Source organism: Pseudomonas sp. SJZ078 (assembly GCF_007828255.1).
In the GTDB taxonomy this organism is placed as follows: Bacteria; Pseudomonadota; Gammaproteobacteria; order Pseudomonadales; family Pseudomonadaceae; genus Aquipseudomonas.
The window spans coordinates 1-26,016 of the sequence record NZ_VIUG01000036.1; the positions used below are offsets into that span (position 1 = coordinate 1).

General features: G+C 59.4%; 26 protein-coding genes. 10 read left to right on the top strand and 16 right to left on the bottom strand.

Annotated features, from left to right (window positions below; translation table 11 throughout):
* Window positions 1-109: 109 nt before the first annotated feature.
* Window positions 110-1,309 (bottom strand): tyrosine--tRNA ligase, encoded by a 1,200-nt coding sequence (gene tyrS, locus FBY02_RS23930; protein ID WP_144930568.1) that lies wholly within the window; start codon window positions 1,307-1,309, stop codon window positions 110-112.
* Between the two features lie 210 nt (window positions 1,310-1,519).
* Here tyrS and FBY02_RS23940 point away from each other — a divergent pair, with 210 nt between their 5' ends.
* Complete coding sequence (locus FBY02_RS23940; RefSeq protein WP_144930569.1) at window positions 1,520-2,935, top strand: peptidoglycan DD-metalloendopeptidase family protein; 1,416 nt, start codon at window positions 1,520-1,522, stop codon at window positions 2,933-2,935.
* Window positions 2,936-2,938: 3 nt separating this feature from the next.
* Window positions 2,939-4,030 (top strand): anhydro-N-acetylmuramic acid kinase, encoded by a 1,092-nt coding sequence (locus FBY02_RS23945; protein ID WP_144930570.1) that lies wholly within the window; start codon window positions 2,939-2,941, stop codon window positions 4,028-4,030.
* A gap of 79 nt (window positions 4,031-4,109) precedes the next feature.
* Here FBY02_RS23945 and erpA read toward each other — a convergent pair whose 3' ends face one another.
* A complete protein-coding gene (gene erpA / locus FBY02_RS23950; RefSeq protein ID WP_003177727.1) occupies window positions 4,110-4,460 on the bottom strand; it encodes an iron-sulfur cluster insertion protein ErpA in 351 nt (116 codons plus the stop codon).
* A 127-nt stretch (window positions 4,461-4,587) separates the two neighbouring features.
* A complete protein-coding gene (gene argC, locus FBY02_RS23955) occupies window positions 4,588-5,622 on the bottom strand; it encodes an N-acetyl-gamma-glutamyl-phosphate reductase (RefSeq protein WP_047702261.1) in 1,035 nt (344 codons plus the stop codon).
* A 133-nt stretch (window positions 5,623-5,755) separates the two neighbouring features.
* On the opposite strand from argC, the gene hemJ reads away from it, so the two are divergent.
* The 6 genes from hemJ (at window position 5,756) to coq7 (ending at window position 10,195) form a co-directional block, all read left to right on the top strand.
* Window positions 5,756-6,187, top strand: a complete 432-nt coding sequence (gene hemJ / locus FBY02_RS23960; protein WP_055127424.1) for a protoporphyrinogen oxidase HemJ — start codon at window positions 5,756-5,758, stop codon at window positions 6,185-6,187.
* A 35-nt stretch (window positions 6,188-6,222) separates the two neighbouring features.
* Entirely contained in the window at window positions 6,223-7,191 is a 969-nt protein-coding gene (locus tag FBY02_RS23965) for a nitronate monooxygenase family protein (protein WP_144930571.1), read from the top strand.
* A 53-nt stretch (window positions 7,192-7,244) separates the two neighbouring features.
* Entirely contained in the window at window positions 7,245-8,201 is a 957-nt protein-coding gene (locus FBY02_RS23970) for a DUF805 domain-containing protein (RefSeq protein ID WP_144930572.1), read from the top strand.
* A 63-nt stretch (window positions 8,202-8,264) separates the two neighbouring features.
* A complete protein-coding gene (locus FBY02_RS23975) occupies window positions 8,265-9,053 on the top strand; it encodes an SDR family oxidoreductase (RefSeq protein WP_144930573.1) in 789 nt (262 codons plus the stop codon).
* Between the two features lie 81 nt (window positions 9,054-9,134).
* Window positions 9,135-9,473 carry a histidine triad nucleotide-binding protein gene (locus FBY02_RS23980; RefSeq protein ID WP_041023616.1) on the top strand — a complete coding sequence of 113 codons (339 nt, stop codon included), beginning with the start codon at window positions 9,135-9,137 and terminating at the stop codon, window positions 9,471-9,473.
* Between the two features lie 74 nt (window positions 9,474-9,547).
* Window positions 9,548-10,195 carry a 2-polyprenyl-3-methyl-6-methoxy-1,4-benzoquinone monooxygenase gene (gene coq7, locus FBY02_RS23985; protein WP_144930574.1) on the top strand — a complete coding sequence of 216 codons (648 nt, stop codon included), beginning with the start codon at window positions 9,548-9,550 and terminating at the stop codon, window positions 10,193-10,195.
* A gap of 68 nt (window positions 10,196-10,263) precedes the next feature.
* On the opposite strand, the gene speD is transcribed toward coq7, so the two are convergent.
* Both speD and FBY02_RS23995 read right to left on the bottom strand, forming a co-directional pair.
* Entirely contained in the window at window positions 10,264-11,058 is a 795-nt protein-coding gene (gene speD, locus FBY02_RS23990) for an adenosylmethionine decarboxylase (protein ID WP_024777437.1), read from the bottom strand.
* A gap of 239 nt (window positions 11,059-11,297) precedes the next feature.
* Window positions 11,298-11,720, bottom strand: a complete 423-nt coding sequence (locus FBY02_RS23995) for an OsmC family protein (RefSeq protein WP_003206127.1) — start codon at window positions 11,718-11,720, stop codon at window positions 11,298-11,300.
* A 237-nt stretch (window positions 11,721-11,957) separates the two neighbouring features.
* Between FBY02_RS23995 and crp the strand changes: the two genes are divergently transcribed.
* The gene (gene crp, locus FBY02_RS24000; RefSeq protein ID WP_024777435.1) at window positions 11,958-12,602 is read left to right on the top strand and encodes a cAMP-activated global transcriptional regulator CRP; all 645 of its coding nucleotides are present in this window, start codon (window positions 11,958-11,960) and stop codon (window positions 12,600-12,602) included.
* On the opposite strand, the gene FBY02_RS24005 is transcribed toward crp, so the two are convergent.
* From FBY02_RS24005 to FBY02_RS24020, 4 genes are read right to left on the bottom strand one after another with little or no spacing between them, the layout of a single operon-like run.
* Window positions 12,599-13,294: a lipoate--protein ligase family protein gene (locus tag FBY02_RS24005; RefSeq protein ID WP_144930575.1), complete on the bottom strand. Its 696-nt coding sequence runs from the start codon at window positions 13,292-13,294 to the stop codon at window positions 12,599-12,601. The two genes, crp and FBY02_RS24005, sit on opposite strands and share 4 nt — an antisense overlap.
* Window positions 13,295-13,298: 4 nt before the next feature.
* A complete protein-coding gene (gene trpC / locus FBY02_RS24010) occupies window positions 13,299-14,135 on the bottom strand; it encodes an indole-3-glycerol phosphate synthase TrpC (protein WP_144930576.1) in 837 nt (278 codons plus the stop codon).
* Window positions 14,132-15,181 carry an anthranilate phosphoribosyltransferase gene (trpD, locus tag FBY02_RS24015; RefSeq protein WP_144930577.1) on the bottom strand — a complete coding sequence of 350 codons (1,050 nt, stop codon included), beginning with the start codon at window positions 15,179-15,181 and terminating at the stop codon, window positions 14,132-14,134. The genes trpC and trpD overlap by 4 nt, the downstream gene beginning before the upstream one ends.
* Before the next feature lie 9 nt (window positions 15,182-15,190).
* Window positions 15,191-15,784 (bottom strand): aminodeoxychorismate/anthranilate synthase component II, encoded by a 594-nt coding sequence (locus FBY02_RS24020; protein WP_018928869.1) that lies wholly within the window; start codon window positions 15,782-15,784, stop codon window positions 15,191-15,193.
* A gap of 402 nt (window positions 15,785-16,186) precedes the next feature.
* On the opposite strand from FBY02_RS24020, the gene estP reads away from it, so the two are divergent.
* On the top strand, window positions 16,187-18,085 hold the full coding sequence (gene estP / locus FBY02_RS24025) for an esterase EstP (RefSeq protein WP_144930578.1): 1,899 nt from the start codon (window positions 16,187-16,189) through the stop codon (window positions 18,083-18,085).
* Window positions 18,086-18,217: 132 nt separating this feature from the next.
* Here the strand turns inward: estP and trpE are convergent, their stop codons facing one another.
* The 7 genes from trpE to FBY02_RS24065 form a co-directional block, all read right to left on the bottom strand.
* Window positions 18,218-19,699 carry an anthranilate synthase component I gene (trpE, locus tag FBY02_RS24030; RefSeq protein ID WP_144930579.1) on the bottom strand — a complete coding sequence of 494 codons (1,482 nt, stop codon included), beginning with the start codon at window positions 19,697-19,699 and terminating at the stop codon, window positions 18,218-18,220.
* Window positions 19,700-19,770: 71 nt separating this feature from the next.
* A complete protein-coding gene (locus tag FBY02_RS24035; RefSeq protein ID WP_144930580.1) occupies window positions 19,771-20,589 on the bottom strand; it encodes a phosphoglycolate phosphatase in 819 nt (272 codons plus the stop codon).
* A complete protein-coding gene (gene rpe, locus FBY02_RS24040) occupies window positions 20,586-21,260 on the bottom strand; it encodes a ribulose-phosphate 3-epimerase (RefSeq protein ID WP_144930581.1) in 675 nt (224 codons plus the stop codon). The genes FBY02_RS24035 and rpe overlap by 4 nt, the downstream gene beginning before the upstream one ends.
* Window positions 21,261-21,338: 78 nt before the next feature.
* A complete protein-coding gene (locus tag FBY02_RS24045) occupies window positions 21,339-22,487 on the bottom strand; it encodes an iron-containing alcohol dehydrogenase (protein ID WP_144930582.1) in 1,149 nt (382 codons plus the stop codon).
* Between the two features lie 191 nt (window positions 22,488-22,678).
* Window positions 22,679-23,503, bottom strand: coding sequence for an ABC transporter permease (locus FBY02_RS24050; RefSeq protein WP_144930583.1), 825 nt, complete (start codon window positions 23,501-23,503; stop codon window positions 22,679-22,681).
* A gap of 12 nt (window positions 23,504-23,515) precedes the next feature.
* Window positions 23,516-24,763 carry an ABC transporter permease gene (locus FBY02_RS24055; RefSeq protein WP_144930584.1) on the bottom strand — a complete coding sequence of 416 codons (1,248 nt, stop codon included), beginning with the start codon at window positions 24,761-24,763 and terminating at the stop codon, window positions 23,516-23,518.
* Window positions 24,764-24,953: 190 nt separating this feature from the next.
* A complete protein-coding gene (locus FBY02_RS24065) occupies window positions 24,954-25,997 on the bottom strand; it encodes an ABC transporter substrate-binding protein (protein ID WP_047702277.1) in 1,044 nt (347 codons plus the stop codon).
* Window positions 25,998-26,016: the final 19 nt, after the last annotated feature.

A 26,016-nucleotide genomic window follows, 5' to 3' on the forward strand; every position in this document is an offset into this window, starting at 1 on the left:
CAGAAAACATCTAACTCATTGAAACTCAAAGAGTTTTCCGTTTCGACTGCGCCGGAAGTGGGGCGAATTATAGAGACTCAGAATCTGCCGTCAACACCTATTTGCAGTCTTATTCGGATTTCAGCGTGATACGCGCAAAAGCCTTCTTACCGGCTTGGCATACATGGGTAGAACCCAGCTCATATATATAGGTGCGATCCACAATCTCGCCATCTATACGAACCCCACCCGAACCCAGGAGATCTCGCGCCACTGCCGCGTTCTTGACCAACCCCGCCTTGTTAAGGACTGCGGCAATCGGCATAGACTCCATAGCGGACAGCTCGATCTCCGGCAAATCATCCGGAAGCTCGCCATCCTTCATCCGATTACCCGCCGCACGATGAGCATTGGCCGCAGCCTCTTCACCATGGAAGCGAGCAACAATTTCCTCAGCCAACTTGATTTTGATATCGCGTGGGTTAGCCCCCGTCTCGACATCTGCGCGGAACGCATTGATCTCGTCCATGGAGCGGAAGCTCAACAGCTCGAAATAACGCCACATCAACGCATCAGGAATGGAAACCAGCTTGCCGTACATGACGCCCGGCGCTTCCTGGATGCCAACGTAGTTGCCCAGCGACTTGGACATTTTCTTCACACCATCCAGACCTTCCAGCAACGGCATCGTCAGGATGCACTGAGCTTCCTGACCATAACCACGCTGCAGCTCACGCCCCATCAACAGGTTGAATTTCTGATCCGTACCGCCGAGCTCGACGTCCGCGCGCAACGCGACCGAGTCATAGCCCTGCACAAGCGGATAGAGAAATTCATGGATGGCGATCGGCTGATTGGTTGTATAGCGCTTATCGAAATCATCGCGCTCGAGCATGCGAGCCACAGTGTACTGGGACGTCAGGCGGATGAAATCCGCCGGCCCCATCTGATCCATCCAGGTGGAGTTGAAAGCCACTTCGGTCTTGGCCGGATCGAGAATTTTGAATACCTGAGCCTTGTAGGTCTCGGCATTATCGAGCACCTGCTCGCGGGTCAGTGGCGGACGCGTTGCGCTCTTCCCGCTCGGATCACCGATCATCCCGGTGAAGTCACCTATGAGGAAGATGACCTGATGCCCCAGATCCTGGAACTGGCGCAACTTGTTAATAAGCACGGTATGGCCCAAGTGCAGATCGGGCGCCGTCGGATCGAAACCAGCCTTGATACGCAGCGGCTGCCCGCGCTTGAGCTTCTCGATCAGCTCGGACTCGACCAACAGTTCTTCCGCACCACGTTTGATCAGCGCTAGCTGCTCTTCAACCGACTTCATAACAGACCCGCAAGGCTCAGATTCAAAGGGCCCCAACCATACAAGATCGCACACCAAATACAAGGTTTGCCCGGCGCGCGGACACCAATCCGCGAGCAGAGCGCGTGCGGGCTTGCTTCGCAGGGGATTTGGTTATATTTTATACAGTTATTTCATCTTCATCATGTCATTCATCTTTTCCAATTCATATTTTCAAAAGCCAAATTACTTATGACCACAGAACCGTCTAAAGCGCCGCCGCTTTACCCGAAGACCCACCTGCTTGCCGCAAGCGGCATCGCAGCCCTCCTTAGCCTGGCGCTCCTGGTGTTTCCTTCCAGCGATGTTGAAGCCAAAAAGACGACTCTGAGTCTTGAACTGGAAAGCCCTGCTGAACAACTGACACAAGAACAAGACGCTGCCGAAGCCATTCAAGCCACAAACGAACCGACTGCCTCTCCTTTCGCGCAGATAGATGATAGCGCCGAAGACACCACCGAGGCCGCCCAGGCACAGGCTCCGGCCGTGGAAGAGAAGAAAGAGCCGGGACACCGCGAGGTGATCGTGGCCAAGGGCGACACCCTGTCCACCCTCTTCGAGAAGGTTGGCCTGCCCGCCGCCTCCGTCCATGAAGTGCTGGATAGCGACAAGCAAGCTAAACAGTTCACCCAGTTGAAACACGGCCAGAAGCTCGAATTCGAACTCAACCCGCAAGGGCAGCTGACCAACCTGCACACCAAGCTGAGCGACCTGGAAAGCATCACCCTGACCAAGAATGACAAGGGTTATGTATTCAACCGCGTAACTGCCAAGCCAACCGTACGCTCAGCGTACGTCCATGGCGTGATCAACAGTTCGCTGTCGCAATCGGCCGCACGTGCCGGCCTTTCCCATAGCCTGACAATGGACATGGCCAGTGTTTTTGGCTACGACATCGACTTCGCCCAGGATATTCGCCAGGGCGACGAGTTCGATGTCATCTACGAGCAGAAAGTGGTCAATGGAAAGAGCGTTGGCAACGGTCCGATCCTTTCCGCGCGCTTCACCAATCGTGGCAAGACCTACACGGCAGTGCGCTATACCAATAAACAAGGCAACAGCAGTTACTACACCGCCGACGGCAACAGCATGCGCAAGGCCTTCATCCGTACACCGGTTGACTTCGCCCGCATCAGCTCGAAGTTTTCCGCAGGCCGTAAGCACCCGATCCTGAACAAGATCCGCGCCCATAAAGGCGTCGACTATGCCGCCCCACGAGGCACGCCCATCAAGGCCGCCGGTGACGGCAAGGTATTGTTGGCCGGACGTCGTGGCGGTTATGGCAACACGGTGATCATCCAGCACGGCAATACCTATCGCACCTTGTACGGCCATATGCAGGGCTTCGCCAAAGGTGTGAAGACGGGCGGCACCGTCAAGCAAGGCCAGGTGATCGGCTATATCGGTACCACCGGCCTGTCTACCGGTCCGCACCTGCACTATGAATTCCAGGTCAACGGCGTTCATGTCGACCCACTCGGCCAGAAACTGCCAATGGCCGACCCAATCGCCAAATCCGAACGCGCGCGCTTCCTCGCTCAAAGCCAGCCCCTGATGGCTCGCATGGATCAAGAGAAAGCCACGCTGCTCGCCTCGAGCAAGCGCTAAGCCATGGCGCTCTACATTGGTGTGATGTCCGGAACCAGCCTGGATGGCCTGGACATCGCGCTGGTAGAACTGACCCCGGCGATCAGCCTGGTCGCCACGCACTACATTCCCATGCCAGACGCGCTGCGCACCGAGCTATTTGGCTTGTGCAGCAGCGGGCCCGACGAAATCGCCCGCTCCGCCATTGCCCAGCAGAACTGGGTATGCCTGGCGGCACAAGGCATTCATGCCCTGCTCGACAGCCAGAAGCTCAAGCCGGAGGACGTGAGGGCGATTGGCAGCCATGGCCAGACCATCCGTCACGAGCCAGCACGCGGTTTTACCGTGCAGATCGGCAATCCCGCACTGCTGAGTGAGCTGACCGGCATTACCGTCGTCAGCGACTTCCGCAGCCGCGATGTCGCCGCCGGCGGACAAGGTGCACCGTTGGTTCCCGCCTTTCACGAAGCCCTGTTTGAGGGGCGGACCGGCCACCGTGCCGTGTTGAATGTCGGCGGCTTCAGCAATCTCAGCCTGATAGAACCTGAAAAACCCGTGGCCGGTTTCGATTGCGGCCCAGGCAACGTATTGCTGGATGCCTGGATTCATCAACAGCGCCATGAGCATTTCGATCGCGACGGCCAGTGGGCAGCGAGCGGCAAGGTGGAACCAACGCTGCTCAGGGCCCTGCTCAGCGACCCTTTCTTCCTGACCAAGGGCCCCAAAAGCACCGGACGGGAAGTGTTCAACCTGCCCTGGTTGACCCGACATCTGTCGCATTTGCCCGTTTTTGCTGCCGAGGACGTGCAGGCTACGTTGCTCGAACTGACGGCGTTGACCATCGTCGAATCACTGCAAAGCGCCCAACCGGATACGGACGAATTGCTGGTCTGCGGCGGCGGCGTGCATAACCGCACACTGATGAAGCGCCTGGCCGATCTCCTGCCGGACACCAAAGTCAGCAGCACGGCTGTTTACGGCGTAGACCCGGATTGGGTCGAAGCCATGGCCTTCGCGTGGCTTGCGCATTGCTGCCTGGAAAACATTCCCGCAAATCGCCCAAGCGTTACGGGCGCGCGCGGCTTACGTGTACTCGGCGCCATTTACCCCGCTTGATCCCGCAGGTCGATCTCTGGACAGCAAAACGCCGCAGAGCCCCAAGGCACTGCGGCGTTTTGCTGAAGCTGTCAGCAGATCAGATCGAGAACGAAGAACCGCAACCACAAGTGGTAGTAGCGTTCGGATTCTTGATCACGAAACGCGAACCTTCCAGACCTTCCTGGTAGTCCACTTCGGCACCGGCCAGGTACTGGAAGCTCATTGGATCGACCACCAGGCTGACCCCTTCGCGCTCGACGATGGTGTCATCTTCGGCCACTTCTTCATCGAACGTGAAGCCGTACTGAAAACCCGAACAACCGCCGCCCGTCACGAAGACGCGCAGCTTCAAACGATCATTTCCCTCTTCATCGACGAGGCTCTTCACCTTGTGCGCGGCACCGTGGGTGAATTGCAAAGCTGTGGGAGTGAAGGTTTCGACGCTCATGCTGAATATCTCCCGGCGCTGACGCCGCCATAATGCCTAATGGCGGGCATTATCCGCTTCTCCTAGAAAATTGGTCAACTATTACAAGAGCAGCGGCAAGCTTGACGCTTGCCGCCCATGACCGTTGTCAAGGCAACATCCCCGCATGGGACAAGCCCAGCCGCTCATCCAGGCCGAACAGGATGTTCAGGTTCTGCACCGCCTGACCGGACGCGCCCTTGACCAGGTTATCAATCACCGACAGCACCACGACCAGATCGCCGTCCTGTGGACGATGTACCGCAATCCGGCAGACATTTGCTCCCCGCACACTGCGCGTTTCCGGGTGGCTGCCAGCGGGCATCACGTCGACGAACGGTTCGTCGGCATAACGCTTCTCGAACAGCGCCTGCAGGTCCACGGAGCGATCTGCAACGGTTGCGTACAGCGTGGAGTGGATGCCGCGGATCATGGGCGTCAGGTGCGGCACGAACGTCAGGCCGACGTCCTTGCCCGCTGCCCGGCGCAGGCCCTGGCGAATTTCTGGCAGATGACGGTGACCTTTGACGGCGTAGGCCTTCATGCTTTCCGATGTTTCGGAGTACAACGAACCGACGCTGGCACCGCGACCGGCACCACTGACACCGGATTTGCAATCGGCGATCAGCCGCGAGGCATCGGCAAGGCCGGCCTCGAGCAACGGCAGGAAGCCCAATTGCGTAGCGGTTGGATAACAACCCGGTACCGCGATCAGCCGTGCCTGTCTGATTTTCTCGCGATTGACTTCCGGCAGCCCATAGACCGCCTCGTCCAGCAGTTCTGGGGCACCGTGAGGTTGCCCATACCATTTGGCCCATTCATCCGCGTCCTGCAGACGGAAGTCCGCCGACAGGTCGATGACCTTGGTCCCGGCGGCCAGCAGTTCACCCGCCAGGGCGTGGGCGACACCATGCGGCGTAGCAAAGAACACCACATCGCAGGCGCCCAAGGTTTTGATGTCCGGAACGCTGAACGCCAGGCCATCGTAATGGCCTCGCAGGTTCGGATACATGTCGGCAACAGCCAGACCGGCCTCGGATCGGGAAGTAATGACCACCACCTCAGCTTGCGGATGCTGTGCCAACAGACGCAGCAGTTCGACACCGGTATAACCCGTGCCGCCGACGATACCGACCTTGACCATAGACCTGCCCTCAACGAACCCACTGGAAAACCGTCGATGATAGGGGCCGCGCGGCTTGCCGACAACCGCCAAGGTGACGTGTGGCCGCATGAATGACTACTATCGAACTACCGTAAATTGGGAATCACCAAAAATGCTCTATCTGTGGCTTAAAGCACTTCACATTGTCAGCATGGTCTGCTGGTTCGCCGGCCTGTTCTATCTGCCTCGCCTGTTCGTCTATCACGCTCAAAGCGAGGACAGCGTCAGCAAGGAACGCTTCAGCATCATGGAACGCAAGTTGTATCGCGGCATCATGGGGCCGGCGATGATTGCCACCCTGGTGTTTGGCATCTGGCTGCTCAGTCTCAATGCCGGGGCCTACTTCGGCCAAGGCGCCTGGATGCACGCAAAGCTGACCCTGGTGGTGCTGCTGATCGGTTATCACCACATGTGCGGAGCCCAGGTGAAACGCTTCGCTCGCGGTGAAAACACCCGCAGCCATGTCTTTTATCGCTGGTTCAACGAAGTACCGGTGTTGATATTGCTGGCTATCGTCATCCTGGTGGTCGTCCGGCCGTTCTAACCTCCAATCGGCACTCTTCATCCGGGGCAATTCCAATGTCGCTACCTGCATTGCTTGAACAACGCTTGCGCCTGCCCGTCGTGGCGGCACCGATGTTCCTGATCTCCAATCCACAGTTGGTGCTGGCTTGCTGTCGTAACGGCATCGTCGGCAGTTTCCCTGCTCTGAACCAGCGCGAAAGCAGCGGTTTCAAGGCTTGGCTGGAAGAAATCGAAGCGGGCCTGGCGAGCATGGAGAACCCGGCGCCCTATGCCGTCAACCTGATCGTTCATCAAAGCAATCCGAGGCTCCAGGCCGACCTGGCCATCTGCATCGAACACAAGGTGCCGATCGTCATCACCAGCCTCGGCGCCGTCAAGGAGTTGGTCGATGCCGTCCATGGCTACGGAGGCCTGGTCTTCCACGACGTGACCACACGTCGTCATGCCGAGAAAGCCGCCGAAGCCGGTGTCGACGGTCTGATCGCCGTGGCCGCCGGTGCAGGCGGGCATGCCGGGACCTGGAGCCCTTTTTCGCTGGTCGCCGAAATCCGCCAGTTCTTCGACAAGACAGTGCTGCTTGCGGGATGCCTGAACCACGGCCATCAGATTCTGGCTGCGCAGATGCTCGGCGCCGATTTGGCCTACCTGGGAACACGCTTTATCGGTACGACTGAAAGTCACGCGCCTGACGCCTATAAAGAGATGTTGCTCACATCCCGAGCCGCAGACATCGTGCATACTCCTGCCGTGTCCGGCGTGCCGGCCAGCTTCATGCGCCAGAGCCTGGAAAACGCAGGTTTTGACCTGGCCGCCCTGCAAGGCAAAAGTGACGCGGCTTCCGCTTCGAAACTCAAACCATTGAACGATGAAGCCAAAGCCTGGAAAACCGTCTGGTCCGCAGGTCAGGGTGTTGGGGAAATCAGTGATTTGCCAAGCGTCGATCAGTTGGTGGCGCGCCTGGATGAAGAATACCGCGGGGCCCAGGCCCGAGCGGTACAGCTTGGCGGCCGATGGCCCCACTGACACTGGCCCGATCAACAACAAATATCAAACTTTCAATGACAAGGATGCCCGTCATGAGCGAAACCCGTTTCAACATCGTATTCGACGGAACCCTGTTACCGGGCGTCGATGCGGCCACCGCCAAACTCAACCTCGCCAATCTGTTCCGGAGCGACATCAGCGCTATCGAACGACTGTTCGGCGGCCACAAGGTGGCCCTGAAAAGCAACCTGTCCCAGACCGAGGCGCAGAAGTATCTGGAAGCCCTCAACCAGAGCGGGATCGATGCACGCATCGAAGCCGAGCCAGCCCTCCAGCTGAATCTCGACGAAGTGCAGCAGTCGTCACCGTCAATGACCGCGCGTCATCCTGAATCGCTCATTGAGCCGGCCTCCCCGTATGCGCCACCCCGGGCCCATGTCGGCGACGCCGTTGCCGAATACGCCACGCTCAAGCCGTTCAGCTTCGATGGTCGCATCGGACGCCTGCGATACCTTGCATGGACCATGGCCCTGACCCTGGTCATGATGCTGGTGGTCGGCGCGGCTTTCGCACTCGGGGCGGCATGGATTTTCACCTCGGGCTCGATAGCGGCGATGATCGTCGGCGGTTTGCTGGCAGCGGTCGTATTCCTTGGTTTCGCCTATGTCAGCATTCAGTTCAACGTCCAGCGTCTGCATGACCTTGGCTGGTCCGGCTGGCTGTGGCTACTGAACCTCATCCCGTTCGTGGGCAGTGTCTTTCCGTTCGTGCTCATTTTCGCTCCCGGCAATGAAGGCGCCAATCGCTATGGCCCTCCTCCGCCGCGTAACAACACCGGGGTCAAGGTACTCGCGTCGCTCTGGCTCGTCATGATCGTATTGATCATCTTCGCTACAGTGGCTGGCGTCTTCAGTGCCATCGAAGAGGATTACGGCACCAGCTCGCTGAGCAGCTATGAAAGCAGCGAGTCCACGGATGAAGATGTCGCGGAACCTGCCGAAGAACCTGCCGAGGCAGAGGCACCTTCGGTAGACTCCGAGGAACAGTAAGCGCCCTTCGTTCCGGTGACAGTAAAGTCTACGGGCGACGGGGCCGTTGCGATGGAGAACTGCATGACCCGTTACGCCCTGATCACCGGTGCCTCCAGCGGCATCGGCCTGGCCATGGCCGAAGCCCTGGCCAGGCGCGGCCGCAATCTACTGCTGGTGGCCCGACAGCGCGATCGGTTGGAAAGTATTGCAATAGAACTGACCCAGCGGTTTGGCGTCGAAGTACTTTTCCGGGCCTGCGACCTGGGGGAACCGCTACGGCTTTCAGGTTTCCTGCTGGAACTGGAGGAAAGCGAGCGCCAGATCGATCTGCTGGTCAACTGCGCCGGGATGGGTACCTGCGGCCCGTTCCTGGGCCAGGACTGGATGACCGAGCAGGATCTGATCGAAGTCAACATTCTCGCCCTGACACGTCTTTGTCACGCCGTAGGCAATAGCATGGCACTGTATGGCGGCGGGCAGATCCTGAACGTCGCCTCGATTGCCGCTTTCCAACCGGGCCCCTGGATGAGTACCTATTACGCCAGCAAGGCCTATGTGCTGCACTTCTCCGAAGCACTGCGAGTCGAGCTGAAGAAATGCGCGATCAAGGTGTCGGTCCTTTGCCCGGGTCCGACCCAGACCGGTTTTTTCGCCAAGGCCCATCTCGACGAACAGAAACTCAAGGACGATAACCTGCTGATGGGCCCGGAAGAAGTGGCTCTGTATACCGTGCGCGCGCTCGACAGAAACCGAGCGATCATCATCCCCGGACGCCGCAATCGCTGGCTCGCAGCCCTGCCGCGGCTAGGTTCGCGCTGGATGGTGCGAAGCATCGCCGGCCTGATCAACAAGGCGTATTGCCCACGCTGAATGAAATTTGTATGGAAACCCGGGCCCACCCATCGAACCTTCAGTACACTCGACTTCCACAAACCAAAGGGAGAAACAGCTGTGGATACTTTGTTTACCAAGATCATCAACCGGGAAATCCCGGCAAAGATCATCTACGAGGATGACCAGGTCCTGGCATTCCACGACATCGCCCCACAGGCGCCAGTGCATTTCCTGGTCATTCCGAAAAAACCGATTCGCACCCTCAATGACCTGACCGAAGAAGACAAGGGACTGGCCGGACATATTCTGTTCACAGCCCAGCGCCTCGCCAAGGAACAAGGCTGCGAGGACGGTTTCCGGGTGGTGATGAACTGCAATGAACTCGGTGGACAGACCGTCTATCACATTCATATGCACGTACTTGGGCAGCGCCAGATGAACTGGCCGCCGGGTTGATACCCTGACCCAACGCAAATCCTGAGCGGCCGATTGGGTTAAACTGGCCACCATGATTTTTTCCGGAGGTAAGCATGACTACCCAACGTCACTACTCGCCGATTGACCGCCTGCTGTTACAGGCCGATGCCGCGATGCGCACGCTGTTGCCCTTCAGTGGCCAACCGTATCGCCCATCACCGGCCATCGTGCAGCCGGACGCGCAACTGAGTGACGAGCAGACCCGCCATGTTGCCGGGCTGATGCGTATCAACCATACCGGCGAAGTCTGCGCCCAGGCGCTCTATCAAGGCCAGGCGCTGACAGCAAAGCTGCCGAAGGTACGCGAGGCGATGGAACATGCCGCCGAGGAAGAAGTCGACCATCTGGTCTGGTGCGAACAACGCATTCACCAACTGGGCAGCCATACCAGCGTGTTGAATCCGCTGTTTTACGGGATGTCATTCGGAATCGGCGCAGTGGCCGGATTGATCAGCGATAAAGTCAGCCTCGGCTTCGTTGCGGCGACCGAACACCAGGTGTGTAAACACCTGAATGAACACCTGGATCAATTGCCAGCAGAGGACGAAAAGTCGCGGGCGATCCTGGAGCAGATGCGCGAGGATGAAGAGCACCATGCAGAAAGTGCGCTGGAGGCCGGTGGTTTCCGCTTTCCAGCCCCGGTGAAATTCGGCATGAGCCTGTTGGCGAAGGTCATGACCAAGAGTACTTATCGGATCTGACAGAAACGCCCCGTACTTCAGGGAATGAAAAAAGGCGACTTATGTCGCCTTTTTTTGTACCCGAAATTTCAGCGCGGCATGTTGCGCGCGTAGAAAATTTCCAGCATTTCATGCTTCACACGCTCTTCCACCTGGTCGCGCTGTTCAGCAGACAGGTTGCTGGTGGCATCGCCGAACAGGTAGTTGTCCAGTTCGAAGTCCTTGAGCAGCATCTTAGTGTGGAACAGGTTTTCCTGATACACGTTCACATCGGTCATCTGATACGCGTCACGGGTGTCTTCGGACAGGTAGTTCTGAATCGAATTGATCTCGTGGTCGATGAAGTGCTTGTGACCTTCCACGTCGCGGGTGAAACCACGCACTCGGTAATCCACGGTCACGATGTCCGAGTCGAACTGATGGATCAGGAAGTTGAGTGCCTTGAGCGGTGAAATGACGCCACAGGTCGAAACATCGATGTCCACACGGAACGTCGCGATACCGTCCACCGGGTGTATTTCCGGGTAGGTATGTACCGTGATGTGACTCTTGTCGAGGTGGGCCAGGATGATTTCGGGCAATGGGCCCGGGGACTCTTCGATCTGGCTGTCGGTCGGTGTCACCGGCTCCTCCGAGATCAGAATGGTCACGCTGGCGCCCTGGGGTTCATAGTCCTGACTGGCGATGTTCAGGATGTTGGCACCAATGATATCGACAACTTCCGTGAGGATCTGCGTGAGGCGCTTGGCGTTGTACTCTTTATTGATGTACTCGACGTAGGCCTGCTGGTCTTGCGGGGTTTCCGCATAGCAGATGTCATAGATGTTGAAGCTCAAGGTCTTTGTCAGGTTGTTGAAACCATGGAGCTTGAGTTTGCTTTTCACCGTTTGAAAACTCTCTGTGTATTGCGGCCCGGCCGCGTGATCAAGCATGCCCGTCAGATGCGAACGACGCATCTGCGTAGGACGGTTAACACCTCTTCGCGATGGCGATTTTGGTTGTCTGTCCAGACAAGCGACCGATCAGGAGACCGGCCACTGCCCTGAAAAAAGTGGCGCATTATGCAGACGTCGGCTTCTGACCGCCAGAGCTTGCACCGCTTTTATGATGGTTGAATGTCGATTCAACCTAATTCGATGATTTCATAATCGTGGGTGATTTCAACACCGGCTGCGCCGAGCATGATCGAAGCCGAGCAATATTTCTCGGCGGACAGCTCGATGGCACGCTTGACCTGGGCTTCCTTCAGGGCCCGGCCTTTTACCACGAAGTGCATATGGATCTTGGTGAACACTTTCGGGTCTTCGGTGGCGCGCTCCGCTTCCAGGAAGGCCTCGCAACTTTCGACCGCCTGGCGCGACTTCTTGAGAATGCTGACAACGTCGAAGTTACTGCAGCCTCCTACGCCCAGCAGGAGCATTTCCATCGGCCGAACACCCAGGTTTCGACCACCGGCTTCCGGTGGGCCGTCCATGACGACCACATGACCGCTGCCCGACTCACCGAGGAACATGGCTTCGCCAGCCCATTGGATGCGTGCCTTCATCGCCAAGACTCCACTGTCTAAAAAAAGGGTCGTCAGCTTAGCACAGGCCCCCGGCATGACAGCCCTTGCCGTAAGTCGCCTGGGCCATCTCCATCCAGGTAAATTCTCGAATCAATTGAGAATGCCTCTGTTAAGCTGGCGGCCAACCACTGGCTTATCGCCAGCTCGTAGCGATTTGCCACTCGCTCCCATAAAAAAACCAGACCAACACACCGCGCAGTATTTCGGGACACAACCATGGTTGCCATTACTCCCACATTCAAGATCAAGAATCTCGACAAGCTCTTGATGCATTGCCAGCGTCGTCGTTATCCAGCCAAACACAACATCATTTGCGCAGGCGACCGTTCCGAAACGCTGTTTTTCATCATCAAGGGATCGGTCACCATCCTGATCGAAGATGATGACGGTCGAGAAATGATCATCGCGTATCTCAACTCCGGAGATTTCTTTGGTGAGTTGGGGTTGTTCGAACAGGCGGGCAAAGAGCAGGAGCGCAGCGCCTGGGTACGGAGCAAGATCGAATGTGAAGTCGCGGAAATCAGCTACAGCAAGTTCAGAGAGCTCTCTCTGCAAGATCCCGACATTCTCTACGTCCTTAGCGGACAGATCGCACAGCGCCTGCGTAATACCACCCGCAAGGTGGGCGACCTCGCCTTCTTCGATGTGACCGGTCGCGTCGCCCGTTGTCTGCTGGAACTGTGCAAACAGCCCGATGCTATGACGCACCCCGACGGCATGCAGATCAAGGTCACCCGGCAGGAAATCGGTCGGATTGTCGGTTGCTCGAGAGAAATGGTGGGACGTGTACTCAAGGATCTGGAGGAACGCAACCTGGTCAATGTCAAAGGCAAGACCATGGTGGTGTTCGGAACGCGCTAGATCAGCGCGCCGAGTAGATCCTGATAAAGCCCCTCGAGCCGCTCCAGCGCGTGGGGGGCCGGGAACCTTTCATGCAGGGCGATGTGGCTCTCGGCACGCACGCGTTGTTCCAGGCCGCAGGCCTCATTGAAGCGGTTGACCGCGGCGACCATCGAGTCCCGTTCGTTTTCCAGCAACAACGCTCCATGTACCAGCCCCACCGGGCGTTGCCCGCCTTTGCTCTGGCGCCAACGCTGAGCAGTGCCGACCATTTTCCGGCCGTCCAGGTTGACATTGAATCGCCCGTCGCAGAACGCTCCGTCCACCTCTCCCAGCGAAGCCGCACCGCCCAATTCCTCCAGCAACTGGCAGATCGGGCCGCACAACCGGTGATACGCCGTTTCGATCCGGCCGTGATCGCCTTCGCTGCGGGGTGGCGCATAGACCAGCGCGATATTGACGGTCGCCGCCGATTGCGGCACCGGTTCGCCACCGGTTTCGCGCAGCAGCACAGGCCAGCCGTTGGCAGCCGAAACCTCGCAGGCGCGTTCGAACCGTGGCAGGCGACTCAAACGACGCGGCATCACCAGGGCACGGTCATCGGGCTGCCAGAACAGCAGACCAAACTCGGCATCGCCAGCGCAGACGCTGGCCAACAAATCCTGTTCGGCTTGCAGGCCAGCTTCGACGCGAAGAGAAATCACCGATGACATCCGATCAATCCAGCGCCGAACCTGTCACCGGAGTGCCACGTTCGGGGAAGAACAGGCGTTGCAGTTCAGTTCCCGGACTTTCAGCCCGCATGAACGCCTCGCCCACCAGGAACGAGTACACATCGCTGACTTCCATCAGTTCGACATCGGCCCGATTGAGGATGCCACTTTCGGTGATGACCAGGCGATCACGCGGGATACGCGGCAACAGATCCAGGGTGGTTTCCAGGCTGACCTCAAAGGTGTGCAGGTTGCGGTTGTTCACGCCGACCAGCTTGGTATCGAGGGTTTTCAGGGCTCGCTCCAGCTCGTCGCCATCATGCACTTCCACCAACACATCCAGTCCTACATCCTTGGCGACGGAGGCCAGTTCGGCCATTTTCACGTCATCCAGCGCGGAAACGATCAACAACACGCAGTCGGCGCCCAGGGCGCGAGCTTCCACGATCTGATACGGATCGACCATGAAATCCTTACGGATCACCGGCAGCTTGCAAGCCGCACGTGCCTGCTTCAGATAGTCGTCGTGGCCTTGGAAAAAATCGATGTCGGTAAGCACCGAAAGGCAAGTCGCACCGCCCTTCTCATAGCTGCGAGCGATATCGGCCGGTACGAAATGCTCACGGATCACACCCTTGCTGGGAGAAGCCTTCTTGATCTCGGCAATCACCGCCGGTTGCTTTTTCTTCGCCTGATTGATCAGTGCATTGGCGAAGCCACGGGGAGCGTCCGCCGCACGCGCCAGGTTTTCCAACTCGGCCAGACCGATCCGAGCCTTGCGTTCAGCCACTTCCTCGGCCTTGCGAGCCAGAATTTTTTCCAGAACCGTTGGCACGCTCATCCTTCGTTCTCCACTTTGAATACGGCAGTAAAGGCACCCAGCTCCTCAAGCTTCTCCCGAGCCAGGCCGGTATGCAATGCATCATGGGCCAGTTCCACACCTTGCTTGAGACTGCTGGCATGGTCGGCAGCGTATAAAGCAGCGCCGGCGTTGAGCACAATCATTTCCGCAGCCTTCTGGCCATTCTCGGTCTTGCGGCGCCCCAGGGCATCGCGGATCAACTCCAGCGACTGGGCCGGTCCATCCACGGCCAGGCCGTGCAGGCTCTGACTCTTCATGCCCAGGTCTTCAGGTTCGACCCAGTATTCGCTGATCTGGTCATTTTTAAGTTCAGCTACGAATGTCGGCGCCGCCAGGCTGAATTCGTCCAGGCCGTCTTTCGAATGAACCACCAGAACGTGCTTGCTGCCCAGGCGTTGCAAGACTTCCGCCAACGGCCGGCACAGCGCCTGGCTGAACACACCCACCACCTGATGTTTCACACCGGCCGGATTCGTAAGCGGGCCGAGCATGTTGAACAGGGTACGCAGGCCCAAGTCACGACGCGGTGCGGCGGCATGCTTCATGGCACTGTGGTGGGTCTGGGCAAACATGAAGCCGATACCCACGTTATCTATGCAACGGGCTACCTGGACCGGCGTCAGGTTCAGGTAGATGCCGGCCGCTTCCAGCAAGTCGGCACTGCCGCTCTTGCCCGAAACCGCGCGGTTGCCATGCTTGGCGACCGTGCAACCGGCGGCCGCGACGACGAAAGCCGAGGCAGTGGAAACGTTGAAGATATTGGCGCCATCACCGCCGGTGCCCACCACATCCACCACGCCAGCCAGGGTCTTGAGTTCGACCTTGTCCGCCAGTTCACGCATCACCGAGACCGCACCAACAATTTCGTCGATGCTTTCGCTCTTCATGCGCATGGCCATCATGAAGGCGCCGATCTGCGCATCCGTGCACTGTCCGGTCATGATTTCGCGCATCACGTCGCGCATCTCGTCGGTGCTCAGGTCGAGATGACCAACGATACGCCCCAGGGCTGTCTTGATATCCATGGAAAGTCCTTAGCGCGTGCCGCCGGTTTGTTTGAGGAAGTTGGCGAACAGCTCGTGGCCCTGTTCGGTAAGAATGGATTCGGGGTGGAACTGCACACCCTCGATGTTCAGCGTCTTGTGGCGCAACCCCATGATTTCGTCCACCGAACCGTCTTCCAGTTGAGTCCAGGCGGTCAGTTCCAGGCAGTCAGGCAGGGTTTCGCGCTTGACGATCAGGGAGTGATAGCGGGTGACGGTGAGAGGACGGTTCAGGCCTTCGAACACACCCTTGTCTTCATGGAACACCGGACTGGTCTTGCCGTGCATGACCTGACGGGCCCGCACCACATCGCCACCGAAGGCCTGGCCGATCGATTGATGGCCCAGGCAGACGCCGAGGATGGGCAGTTTGCCGGCGAAGTACTTGATAGCTTCGATGGAGATCCCCGCTTCGGTCGGCGTGCAGGGACCAGGTGAAACCACGATGCGCTCAGGCTTGAGGGCTTCGATCTCGGCAATGGTCAATTCGTCGTTGCGCACCACCTTTACTTCCGAGCCCAGCTCGCCGAGGTACTGCACAACGTTGTAGGTAAAGGAGTCGTAGTTATCGATCATCAGCAACATGGCGTAAGCAACCTATTGAATTCACTGACTTTAAATACAGCCTTCGAAGAGAACCCGCACGGTACTGCGCTTGGCCGGGCAAATCGTGCGCCAGCGAAACGGCTTTAAAGCGGGTAAAGAAGGCAAATCGGTACAGGTCCGGCGAGGCCGGCAGAGAACGGTCAGGCGCGCCAACGCCAACGGGCGTGAGCCTTGATCAGTTGATCCAGAAGTTTGCTGACAATCGACACGGGGGAAGTCTCGTTCATACGTTCCGGCACAGTAGCTTAGCTGGACGGAGCGCGCAATATGAGCGACCCGAAGGGCCTGCAAACAATCGCAACGTTCCGGATGGATGGCCGAACGCAAATAGTCTGACGCTGTCGTTATTCCAGCAACGACAAGACAAAACGGACTTTGCCCATGATCAGACATACGTTGTTCATACCTGTCACCGCTTGCCTGCTGGCGATGGCCAGCGTCCATGCAAGCGCAACCCCCTACTCCAGCTTCATCGTCTTCGGTGACAGCCTCAACGACGCCGGCCAGCTCACAGACCCCGACGGCCCGCCCGGGGCGACCCGACGCTTTACCAACCGCACCGGCCCGGTCTACCTGAATGGCAGCGGTGAGGTCTATTCTGCCAACGCCACCCAACTGCTCGGTGGACAGCTGGGTTACTCCGCCGATGAAACCGCCGCCTCCACCTCGGCAGCCCGTGCCAACGCGGGGCTGGCGGACGGCAACAACTGGGCCGTGGGCGGCTACCGCACCGACCAGATTCTCGACTCGATCACCACCGTTTCCAATACCGGCGAACGCAGCCGTGCCGGTTACCTGGCCAACGGACTGCGCGCCGATCCGAACGCGTTGTATTACATTTCCGGTGGCGGCAACGATTTTCTCCAGGGCCTGGTCTTGACCCCTCGGCAGGCGCAGGATGCCGCGGACCGTCTGGCTAACAGCGTCCAGACCCTGCAAACAGCGGGCGCCCGATACCTGATGGTCTGGCTGCTGCCCGATCTGGGCCTGACACCTGCCTTGAATGGTACCCCGTTGCAGAATGCCGTTTCGCAGCTCAGTAGCCAGTTCAACCAGCAGTTGATCACCCGACTGCAAGGTATCGACGCCGAAGTCATTCCACTGAATGTTCCACTGTTGTTGCAGGAAAGCTTCGCCGACCCAGCACGATTCGGCTTTGCCAGCGGTACGAATCTCATCGCTACGTGCTTCAGCGGCAACGGCTGCACCGAAAACCCCACTTATGGCCTCCACAGCGCCACACCTGACCCGAGCAAACTGGTCTACAACGACTCGGTCCACCCTACCGAAGCCGGACAGAAGCTGATCGCCGACTATGCCTACTCCCTGCTCTCGGCACCCTGGGAGCTGACATTGCTGCCTGAAATGGCCCATTCGACGCTTCGAGCCCACCAGGATGAACTGCGTACCCAATGGCAATCGGATTGGGGCAATTGGCAGGCAGTCGGCCAGTGGCGCGCGATCGTCGCGGGGGGCGGTCAGCATCTGGACCTGGACAACCAGAGCAACAGCGCCAGCGCCGATGGCAGTGGCCAGAACCTCAGTATCGGAGGCAGTTATCGCCTCAACGAAGCCTGGCGCGTGGGCGTGGCCGCTGGCTTCTATCGCCAGGACATGGAAGCAGGCCATAACGATTCGGACTACAGGCTAAACAGCTACCTGGCGACCGCATTCGCCCAGTTCCAGCAGAATCGCTGGTGGGCTGACGCAGCGCTGACCGGCGGCAAACTCGACTACGACAACCTGGAACGCAAATTCGACCTGGGCGCCAGCGAGGCACAGGAGAAAGGCGATACCGACGGCCGTCTCTGGGCGTTCAGCAGTCGCCTGGGCTACGACATTGCCCGGCCCGGCAGCGAATGGCACCTGTCACCGTTCATCAGTGCCGATTATGCGAAAGTGGAAGTCGACGGCTACTCCGAGAAGAGCAACCGTTCCACAGCCCTGACGCTCGATGACCAGACCCGCGACTCGAAACGCCTGGGCATTGGTTTGCAGGGCAAATACAACCTGACCCGCCAGACCCAGGTGTTTGGCGAATATGCCCACGAACGTGAGTATGAAGATGACACGCAGAAGGTGAATATGGCCCTCAACAGTGTGCCGGCCAACGACTTCACGCTTGAAGGCTACACGCCACAGAGCCACCTGAATCGCCTGAGCCTGGGGATCAGCCATCAGTTGACGAGCGAGTTGGCATTGCGAGGAGGTTATACGTTGCGCAAGGACGATGACCTCACCCAGCAAGGGGTGAGCCTGGGAGTCAGCCTGGATTTCTGATGGTACCCCTTGTGGGAGCGAGCCTGCTCGCGATTGACGGCAGCACATTCAAAGTCGATGTGCCTGATACGCCGCTATCGCGAGCAGGCTTGCTCCCACGGGGATTGAGTTCTGCCTGGAGGGCTGCTGACGTCAATCGTTTGCAGTCTGCTCGGCCAGCGCCACGGCCCGGAACATCGCCCGACGCTTGTTCAGGGTTTCTTCCCATTCCAGCACCGGCACCGAATCGGCAACAATGCCACCACCGGCCTGCACATGGAGTTCGCCGTTCTTGATCACCGCGGTCCGGATGGCAATGGCGGTATCCATGTTGCCGTTCCAGGCGAAATAACCCACGGCGCCACCGTATACACCCCGTTTGACCGGCTCCAGCTCATCGATGATTTCCATCGCGCGGATTTTCGGCGCGCCCGACAACGTTCCCGCCGGCAGGATCGCCCGCAAGGCGTCCATGGCCGTCAGCCCGGCCTTCAACTGGCCGGTGACGTTCGACACGATATGCATCACGTTGGAATAGCGCTCGATGACCATCTTCTCGGTGAGTTTTACCGAACCGACCTCCGAAACCCGCCCGGTATCGTTGCGGCCCAGGTCGATCAGCATCAGGTGCTCGGCGATTTCCTTGGCATCCGACAACAGGTCCTCTTCCAGCGCCCGATCCGCCTCTTCCGTAGCGCCACGAGGGCGAGTACCGGCAATCGGCCGCACAGTGATCAGGTTGTCCTCGACCCGCACCAGCACTTCAGGCGAACTGCCCACGACGTGAAAATCGCCGAAATTGAAGAAGTACATGTAAGGCGTCGGGTTGAAGCAGCGCAATGCCCGGTACAAATCGATGGGTGCGGCCTTGAAGTCGATGGACATCCGTTGCGAGGGCACCACCTGCATGCAGTCGCCCGCCAGGATGTACTCCTTGATGGTATCGACGGCCCTTTCGTAATCGGCCTGGGTAAAACTGGAACGGAACACCGGGTCGGCGGCCGCCTGCTTGCTGAAATCAAGCCCTGGACGCGGGGTGATCGGCTGGCGAAGTTTTTCCAACAGCGCCTGCAGGCTTTTCTGACCGTGTTCGTAGGCATCTTCCTGGGAAGGATCCGCCAGGACAATCGCGTGCATCTTGCCGGCGAGGTTGTCGAAGACCACCACCGCATCGGAAACCATCAGCAGGATGTCCGGCACACCCAGCGGATCCGGGTTCGGGCAAGAGCCCAGGCGTTTTTCCACATAGCGCACGCAGTCGTAGCCGAAATACCCCACCAGGCCACCGTTGAAACGTGGCAGGCCGGGGATGGTCGGCACGTTATAGCGGGCCTTGAAGGTTTCGACGAAGGCCAACGGGTCTTCGACTTCGTGGCTTTCCATCTCGACGCCGTCGTGGGTCACGCTGATGCGATGGTCATGGACCCGCAGCACCGTGCGGCACGGCAGGCCGATGATGGAATATCGGCCCCATTTCTCGCCGCCCTGCACCGACTCGAGCAGGTAGGAGTTGGGCCGGTCGGCCAGCTTGAGGTAGATCGACAGCGGAGTGTCGAAGTCGGCCAGGGTTTCGCAGGCGAGCGGGATACGGTTGTAGCCGGCAGCGGCCAGGCGCAGGAATTCTTCGCGGATCATGAGGGTGCCTCGTGGCAAGAGGAGCTGACAGTCAGGTATGCAAACGCGCCGGGTAACCGGCCAGGATCAAGTCAGGCGCGCCAACGCCAGCGGGCCAGGGCCTTCATGACTTTCATCCAGAGTTTGCGAGTGACCACCACGATGGCGTTTCCAGAAGAGGATTGAACAGCGTCGGGCAACGTTATCTCAGCGGCCGGGTCCAGGCAACCGGGAATTAACAGGCGCAGGTCGTCGATCACCAGCGAGGGAAACTCTTCTGCGATCGGCCGGCCGTGGTTGTAGCCATAACTCAGCGCCACGCACTTGACCCCCGCCGCTTTCGCCGCCAGGACATCGCTGCGCGAGTCGCCAACAAATAACGATTGGGAGGCCGGGATGTTGGCCATTTTCATGACGAAGAAAAGCGCCGCCGGGTCGGGCTTTTTCTGCGGCAAGGTATCGCCGCCGATGATCCAGCGGAAGTAGCGGCCGATTTTCACCTGGTCCAGCAATGGCGCGACAAAGCGTTCCGGCTTGTTGGTGATCAACGCCATCTCCACGCCTTGTTTATGCAGCCACTTGAGGGTCGAGCGCACACCGGGGTAGACCACCGTCAGCGGGTGATTGCCCTCATAGGCTTCATTGAATAACTCCAACGCTCGCTCAGCCTCGGCATCATCGACCCCTTGGGCATCGATATGATTGGCCAGGGCCCGGCGCACCAGCATGGGCGCACCGTTGCCGACCCAGTGGCGCACCGCCTCGAGGCCGGCGGGCGGACGCCCGAGCTTGAGCAGCATATCGTCCACCGCTGCCGCGAGGTCCGGGACCGAATCGACCAGTGTGCCATCAAGGTCGAACATCACCAGACGCGGCAGGCAGCCGGGAAACAGCTGCTCGAAGCCGCTCATGGGCGCGCCAGGGCCAGTTCGGCGCGCATCTTTTCAATCACTTCTCTGTAGTCCGGTGCGTTGAAGATCGCCGAGCCAGCTACAAAGGTGTCCGCGCCCGCTGCGGCGATTTCGCGGATGTTGCCCACATTCACGCCGCCGTCGATTTCCAGGCGAATGTCACGCCCCGACGCATCGATCAGCGCACGGGCTTCGCGCAGCTTGTCGAGAGTCGCCGGGATGAACTTCTGGCCGCCGAAACCGGGGTTGACGCTCATCAGCAGGACCATGTCGACCTTGTCCATCACGTACTTGAGGACGTCCAGCGGTGTCGCCGGGTTAAACACCAGGCCAGCCTTGCAGCCGCCTTCACGGATCAACTGCAGGGAGCGATCGACGTGCAGCGTGGCTTCGGGGTGGAAGGTGATGTAGGTGGCACCCGCTTCGATGAAGTCGCCGACGATGCGGTCCACCGGGCTGACCATCAGGTGCGCATCGATCGGCGCGGTGATGCCGTACTTGCGCAGCGCCGCGCAAACCATCGGACCGATGGTCAGGTTGGGTACGTAGTGGTTGTCCATGACATCGAAGTGCACGATGTCGGCGCCGGCGGCCAGGACGTTGTCCACCTCTTCACCCAGGCGGGCGAAGTCGGCGGAGAGGATCGACGGAGCAATGGCGAAGGGCTGCATGACGCACCTGTTTTGAGCGAAATCGCGATGGCGCGCATTGTATACCTCAAGATTTGGCGCGCCCACCGTGGCCGACGATCAATACGCTGCGCGGTAGATCTTCTCGATATCAGCGACACTCAACTTGCGTGGATTGTTACGCATCAACCGCTCGATTCCCGCCGCCTCCACGGCCATGGACGGGATCACGCCCTCGGTGACACCCAGGCCGCTCAGGCCTTTGGGGATCTCTACGGCGCTACACAACGCGGCCATGGCCTCCACCGCTTCGTCGGCGGCTTCAAGATCACTTAAATGGCCGGTCTTTATGCCCATTGCTTCGGCAATGTCCCGCATGCGCTCCACGCAAGCCATCTTGTTCCATTGCATGACATAGGGCAGCAGCATGGCGTTGGCAACGCCATGGGACACGTGGAAGCGCCCACCCAGCGGATAAGCCAATGCATGCACCGCCCCGACCCCGGCATTGCCGAACGCCATGCCGGCCATCAGGCTGGCGGTGGCCATATCCTCGCGCGCCTGCAGGTGAGCAGGGTTGGCAAAGGCCTTGGGCAACGCGCGGCTGATCAGCTTGATCGCACCGATGGCCAGGGCATCGGTGATCGGTGACGCATTGAGCGACAGGTAGGACTCGACGGCATGAGCCAGCGCATCGACACCACTGGCCGCGGTCACGCCAGGAGGACAGGTCAGGGTCATCTGCGGACTGACCAGTGCCACGTCCGGCAACAGATAATCGCTGACGATGCCCTTTTTCAGCTGCGCAGCCTTGTCGGAGAGGATCGCCACGTTGGTGACCTCCGAGCCGGTACCCGCCGTGGTGGGAATGGCAATCATCGGCGGCCCCTTGCGGGGTACCTGATCGACACCGAACATGTCCTGCAGCTCGCCGTGATAACCGGCGTAGACGCCCACGCACTTGGCGATATCGATGGCGCTGCCACCGCCGAGGCCGATCAGGCCGTCGTGGCCACCGTCGCGGTAGGCCTGCATGCAGTCTTCGACGATGGCGATTTCCGGGTCCGGCATGACCCGGTCGAAAATCTCGTAGTCGCGCCCGCCCAGGTGTTGCAGGGCCAGTTCCACGGTGCCGGACTTGACCAGCGCGGCATCGGTGACGATCAGCGGATTATCCACATCCAGCCGGGTCAGCTCGCCCGCCAGTTGCTCGATGGCAGCGGCACCGGTGATCAGTTTGTGGGCGATCTTGAATGAGGAAAGACTCATGTGCGCGGCCTCTTGTTCGAGTATGGGCTGGCACAAGGATAGCTCGGTATTGCGCGTTGTTCTGCCATTCAGCGCCTGAATGCACCACAAACCCAATGTGGGAGCGGGCTCGCTCGCGAATAGGGGGGCACATTCAACATTTATGTCGACTGATACACCGCTTTCGCGAGCAAGCCCGCTCCCACACCAACTTATACCTGGGTGGTACGCAGCTTCTCGCTACGCCCACGTAACCACTCCAGGGTCAAAAGCAGGATCACCGAGAAGGCGATCAACAGCGTCGCCGCCGCGGCGATGGTAGGGCTGAGGTTTTCGCGGATGCCACTGAACATCTGCCGTGGCAGGGTGGCTTGCTCGGGACCGGCGAGAAACAGGGTCACCACCACTTCATCGAACGAAGTCGCGAAGGCGAATAGCGCTCCGGAGATCACACCCGGGGCGATCAACGGCAAGGTCACCCGACGAAACGTCGTCAGCGGCGAAGCCCCAAGACTGGCCGCCGCACGCACCAGGTTATGGTTGAACCCTTGCAAGGTCGCCGAGACGGTAATGATGACGAACGGCACGCCAAGCACCGCGTGGACCACGATCAGCGAGAGGAAACTGTTGCCCATGCCCAGCGGCGCGAAGAACAGGTAGCTGGCCACGCCGATGATCACCACCGGGACCACCATGGGTGAAATCACCAGGGCCATGACCAGCGCCTTGCCCGGGAAATCGCCACGGGTCAGGCCGATGGCCGCCAGCGTACCGAAGACCATCGCCAGCAACGTGGCAGCCGGGGCTACGATGATGCTGTTCTTCAGCGCCCGCATCCACTCGGCCGAGGCGAAGAAGTCCTGGTACCAGTGCAGCGAAAAGCCTTGCAGCGGATACACCAGGAAGCTGCCGGAGTTGAACGACAGCGGGACGATCACCAGTACCGGCAGGATCAGGAACAACAGGATCAACCCGCAGAGCGTGCGCAAGCAGTAGAACCACACCCGTTCGACGGGAGACATGTAAGGACTCAGCATTTCGATCTCCCCTTAGCTCAGGCGCAGGCGACTGGCGCCCACCAGCCAGCTGTAAATCAGATAAAGCACGATGGTCGCCAGCAACAGCAGCCCGCCGAGCGCCGTGGCCATGCCCCAGTTGATGCTGGTGTTGGTGTAGAACGCGACGAAGTAGCTGACCATCTGGTCGTTCGGGCTGCCCAGCAATGCCGGGGTGATGTAGTAGCCGATGGCGAGGATGAACACCAGCAGGCAACCGGCGCCGACACCGGCATAGGTCTGCGGGAAGTACACCCGCCAGAAACTGGCGAACGGATGACAGCCCAGGGAAATCGCCGCCCGCATGTAGGTGGGCGAGATGCCCTTCATCACGCTGTAGATCGGCAGGATCATGAACGGCAGCAGGATGTGTACCATCGAGATGTAGACGCCGGTACGGTTGAACACCAACTCCAGGGGCTTGTCGATGACGCCCATGGCCAGCAGCGCGCTGTTGATCAGCCCACCGGATTGCAATAGAACGATCCACGCGGCCACCCGCACCAGAATCGAAGTCCAGAACGGCAACAACACCAGGATCATCAGCAGGTTGCTCTGGCGCGACGGCAGGTTCGCCAACAGGTAGGCCAGCGGATAAGCCAGTACCAGGCAGATCGCGGTGATGATCAGGCCCATCCAGAACGTGCGGGCGAAGATATCGAGGTAGATCGCCTGGTCAGGCGTGGCCGGGGCCAGTTCGCCGAGGTCGTCGATGCGATGATCGACGGACGCCAGCAGGTAATAAGGGGTGACGTTGCTGGTATTACGGCGGATGACCTGCCAATACGCAGGATCGCCCCAGCGCTCATCGAGGCCTTCCAGTGCTTCTTTATAAGAAGCCGGCTCGCTGGCAAACGGCAGCGCGCGAGCGGTCTTGGTCAGCAGGCTGCGATAGCCGGCCGATTCCATGTTCAGGCGCTTGGACAAATCGCCCAGGGTCTGATTCTTGCGAGCGTCGGCCAGGTCTTCACTGGCGGCCTTGTACACCGGCTCCCCAGGTAAACCGCGTCCATCCCACGCGGCAATCGCAGCCACGGTGCGCGGCATGGTGCCGACCACTTCCGGGTTGCTGACGCTTTTGAACAGCAGCGCCACGATTGGCACCAGGAACACCAGCAACAGAAACAGCACCAGCGGCGCGATCAAGGCCTGGGCCTTCCAGCGGTTGACCCGCTCGGCGCGCTTGAGCCGCTGCTTCAAGGTGGGGCTGGTGCCCGCGTTCAGTGGAACGGCGATGGCCATGGCGAACTCCGCAAATCTTTTTTGTCGTTACAGGGACGGTGTGCCGCCCCTGTTCTTTTGAAACACCCAACCTGTGGGAGCGGGCTTGCTCGCGAAAGCGGTGTACCAGTCAACATAAATGTTGGAAGTGATGACGCCTTCGCGAGCAAGCCCGCTCCCACATGGATCCCATCCAGTCTCGGATGTCGGGTTACTTCGCAGCCCAGGAGTTGAAGCGCTGCTCCAGTTGCTCACCGTTATCAGCCCAGAAGCTGACGTCGATCTGCACCTGGTTGGCGATGTTTTCCGGGGTGGTCGGCATGTCTTTCAGGACATCCTTGGACAGCAACGGTACTGCCTGGGTATTGGCCGGGCCGTAGGCGATGTTTTCCGAATAGGTCTTCTGCTGCTGTGGCGCCACCGAGTAGGCGATGAATTTCTTCGCCGCTTCGGCGCGGGTCTTGTCCAGGCCACGCGGGATGGCCCAGGCGTCGAAGTCGTAGATGCCGCCGTTCCACACCACTTTCAGGTTGCTTTCTTTCTGTACGGCGGCGATCCGGCCGTTGTAGGCCGAGCTCATGACCACGTCACCGGACGCCAGGTACTGCGGCGGCTGTGCGCCGGCTTCCCACCACTGGATGTTCGGCTTGAGTTCGTCGAGTTTCTTGAACGCGCGGTCCTGACCATCCTTGCCGGCCAACACCTTGTAGACGTCTTTTGGCGCGACACCGTCGGCCATCAGGGCGAATTCCAGGGTGTACTTGGCGCCCTTGCGCAGGCCGCGTTTACCCGGGAATTGCTTGGTGTCCCAGAAATCCGCCCAGCTGGTGGGCGCGGTTTTCAGTTTGTCGGCGTTGTAGGCCAGTACGGTCGACCACACGAAGAAACCTACGCCGCAAGGCTGGATGGCGCCCTTGACGTAGTCTTCGGTCTTGCCAAACAGCGCCGGGTCGAGCTGTTCGAACATGTCTTCGTCACAACCACGGGACAATTCAGGGGACTCGACTTCAACCAGATCCCACGAAACGCTCTTGGTATCGACCATGGCCTTGACCTTGGCCATTTCGCCGTTGTACTCGCCAGCCACGATTTTGCCGTTGCCGGCCGCTTCCCACGGTGCGTAAAAGGCTTTGACCTGAGCCGCCTTGTTCGCCCCGCCAAAAGACACCACGGTCAGGTCCGGGCCCGCCGCCATCGCGCTTGCCGCACCCATCATGCCCAGGGTCAGGGCGGTGAACTTCAGGGATCTCAACATTTATTGTTCTCTCCACGTG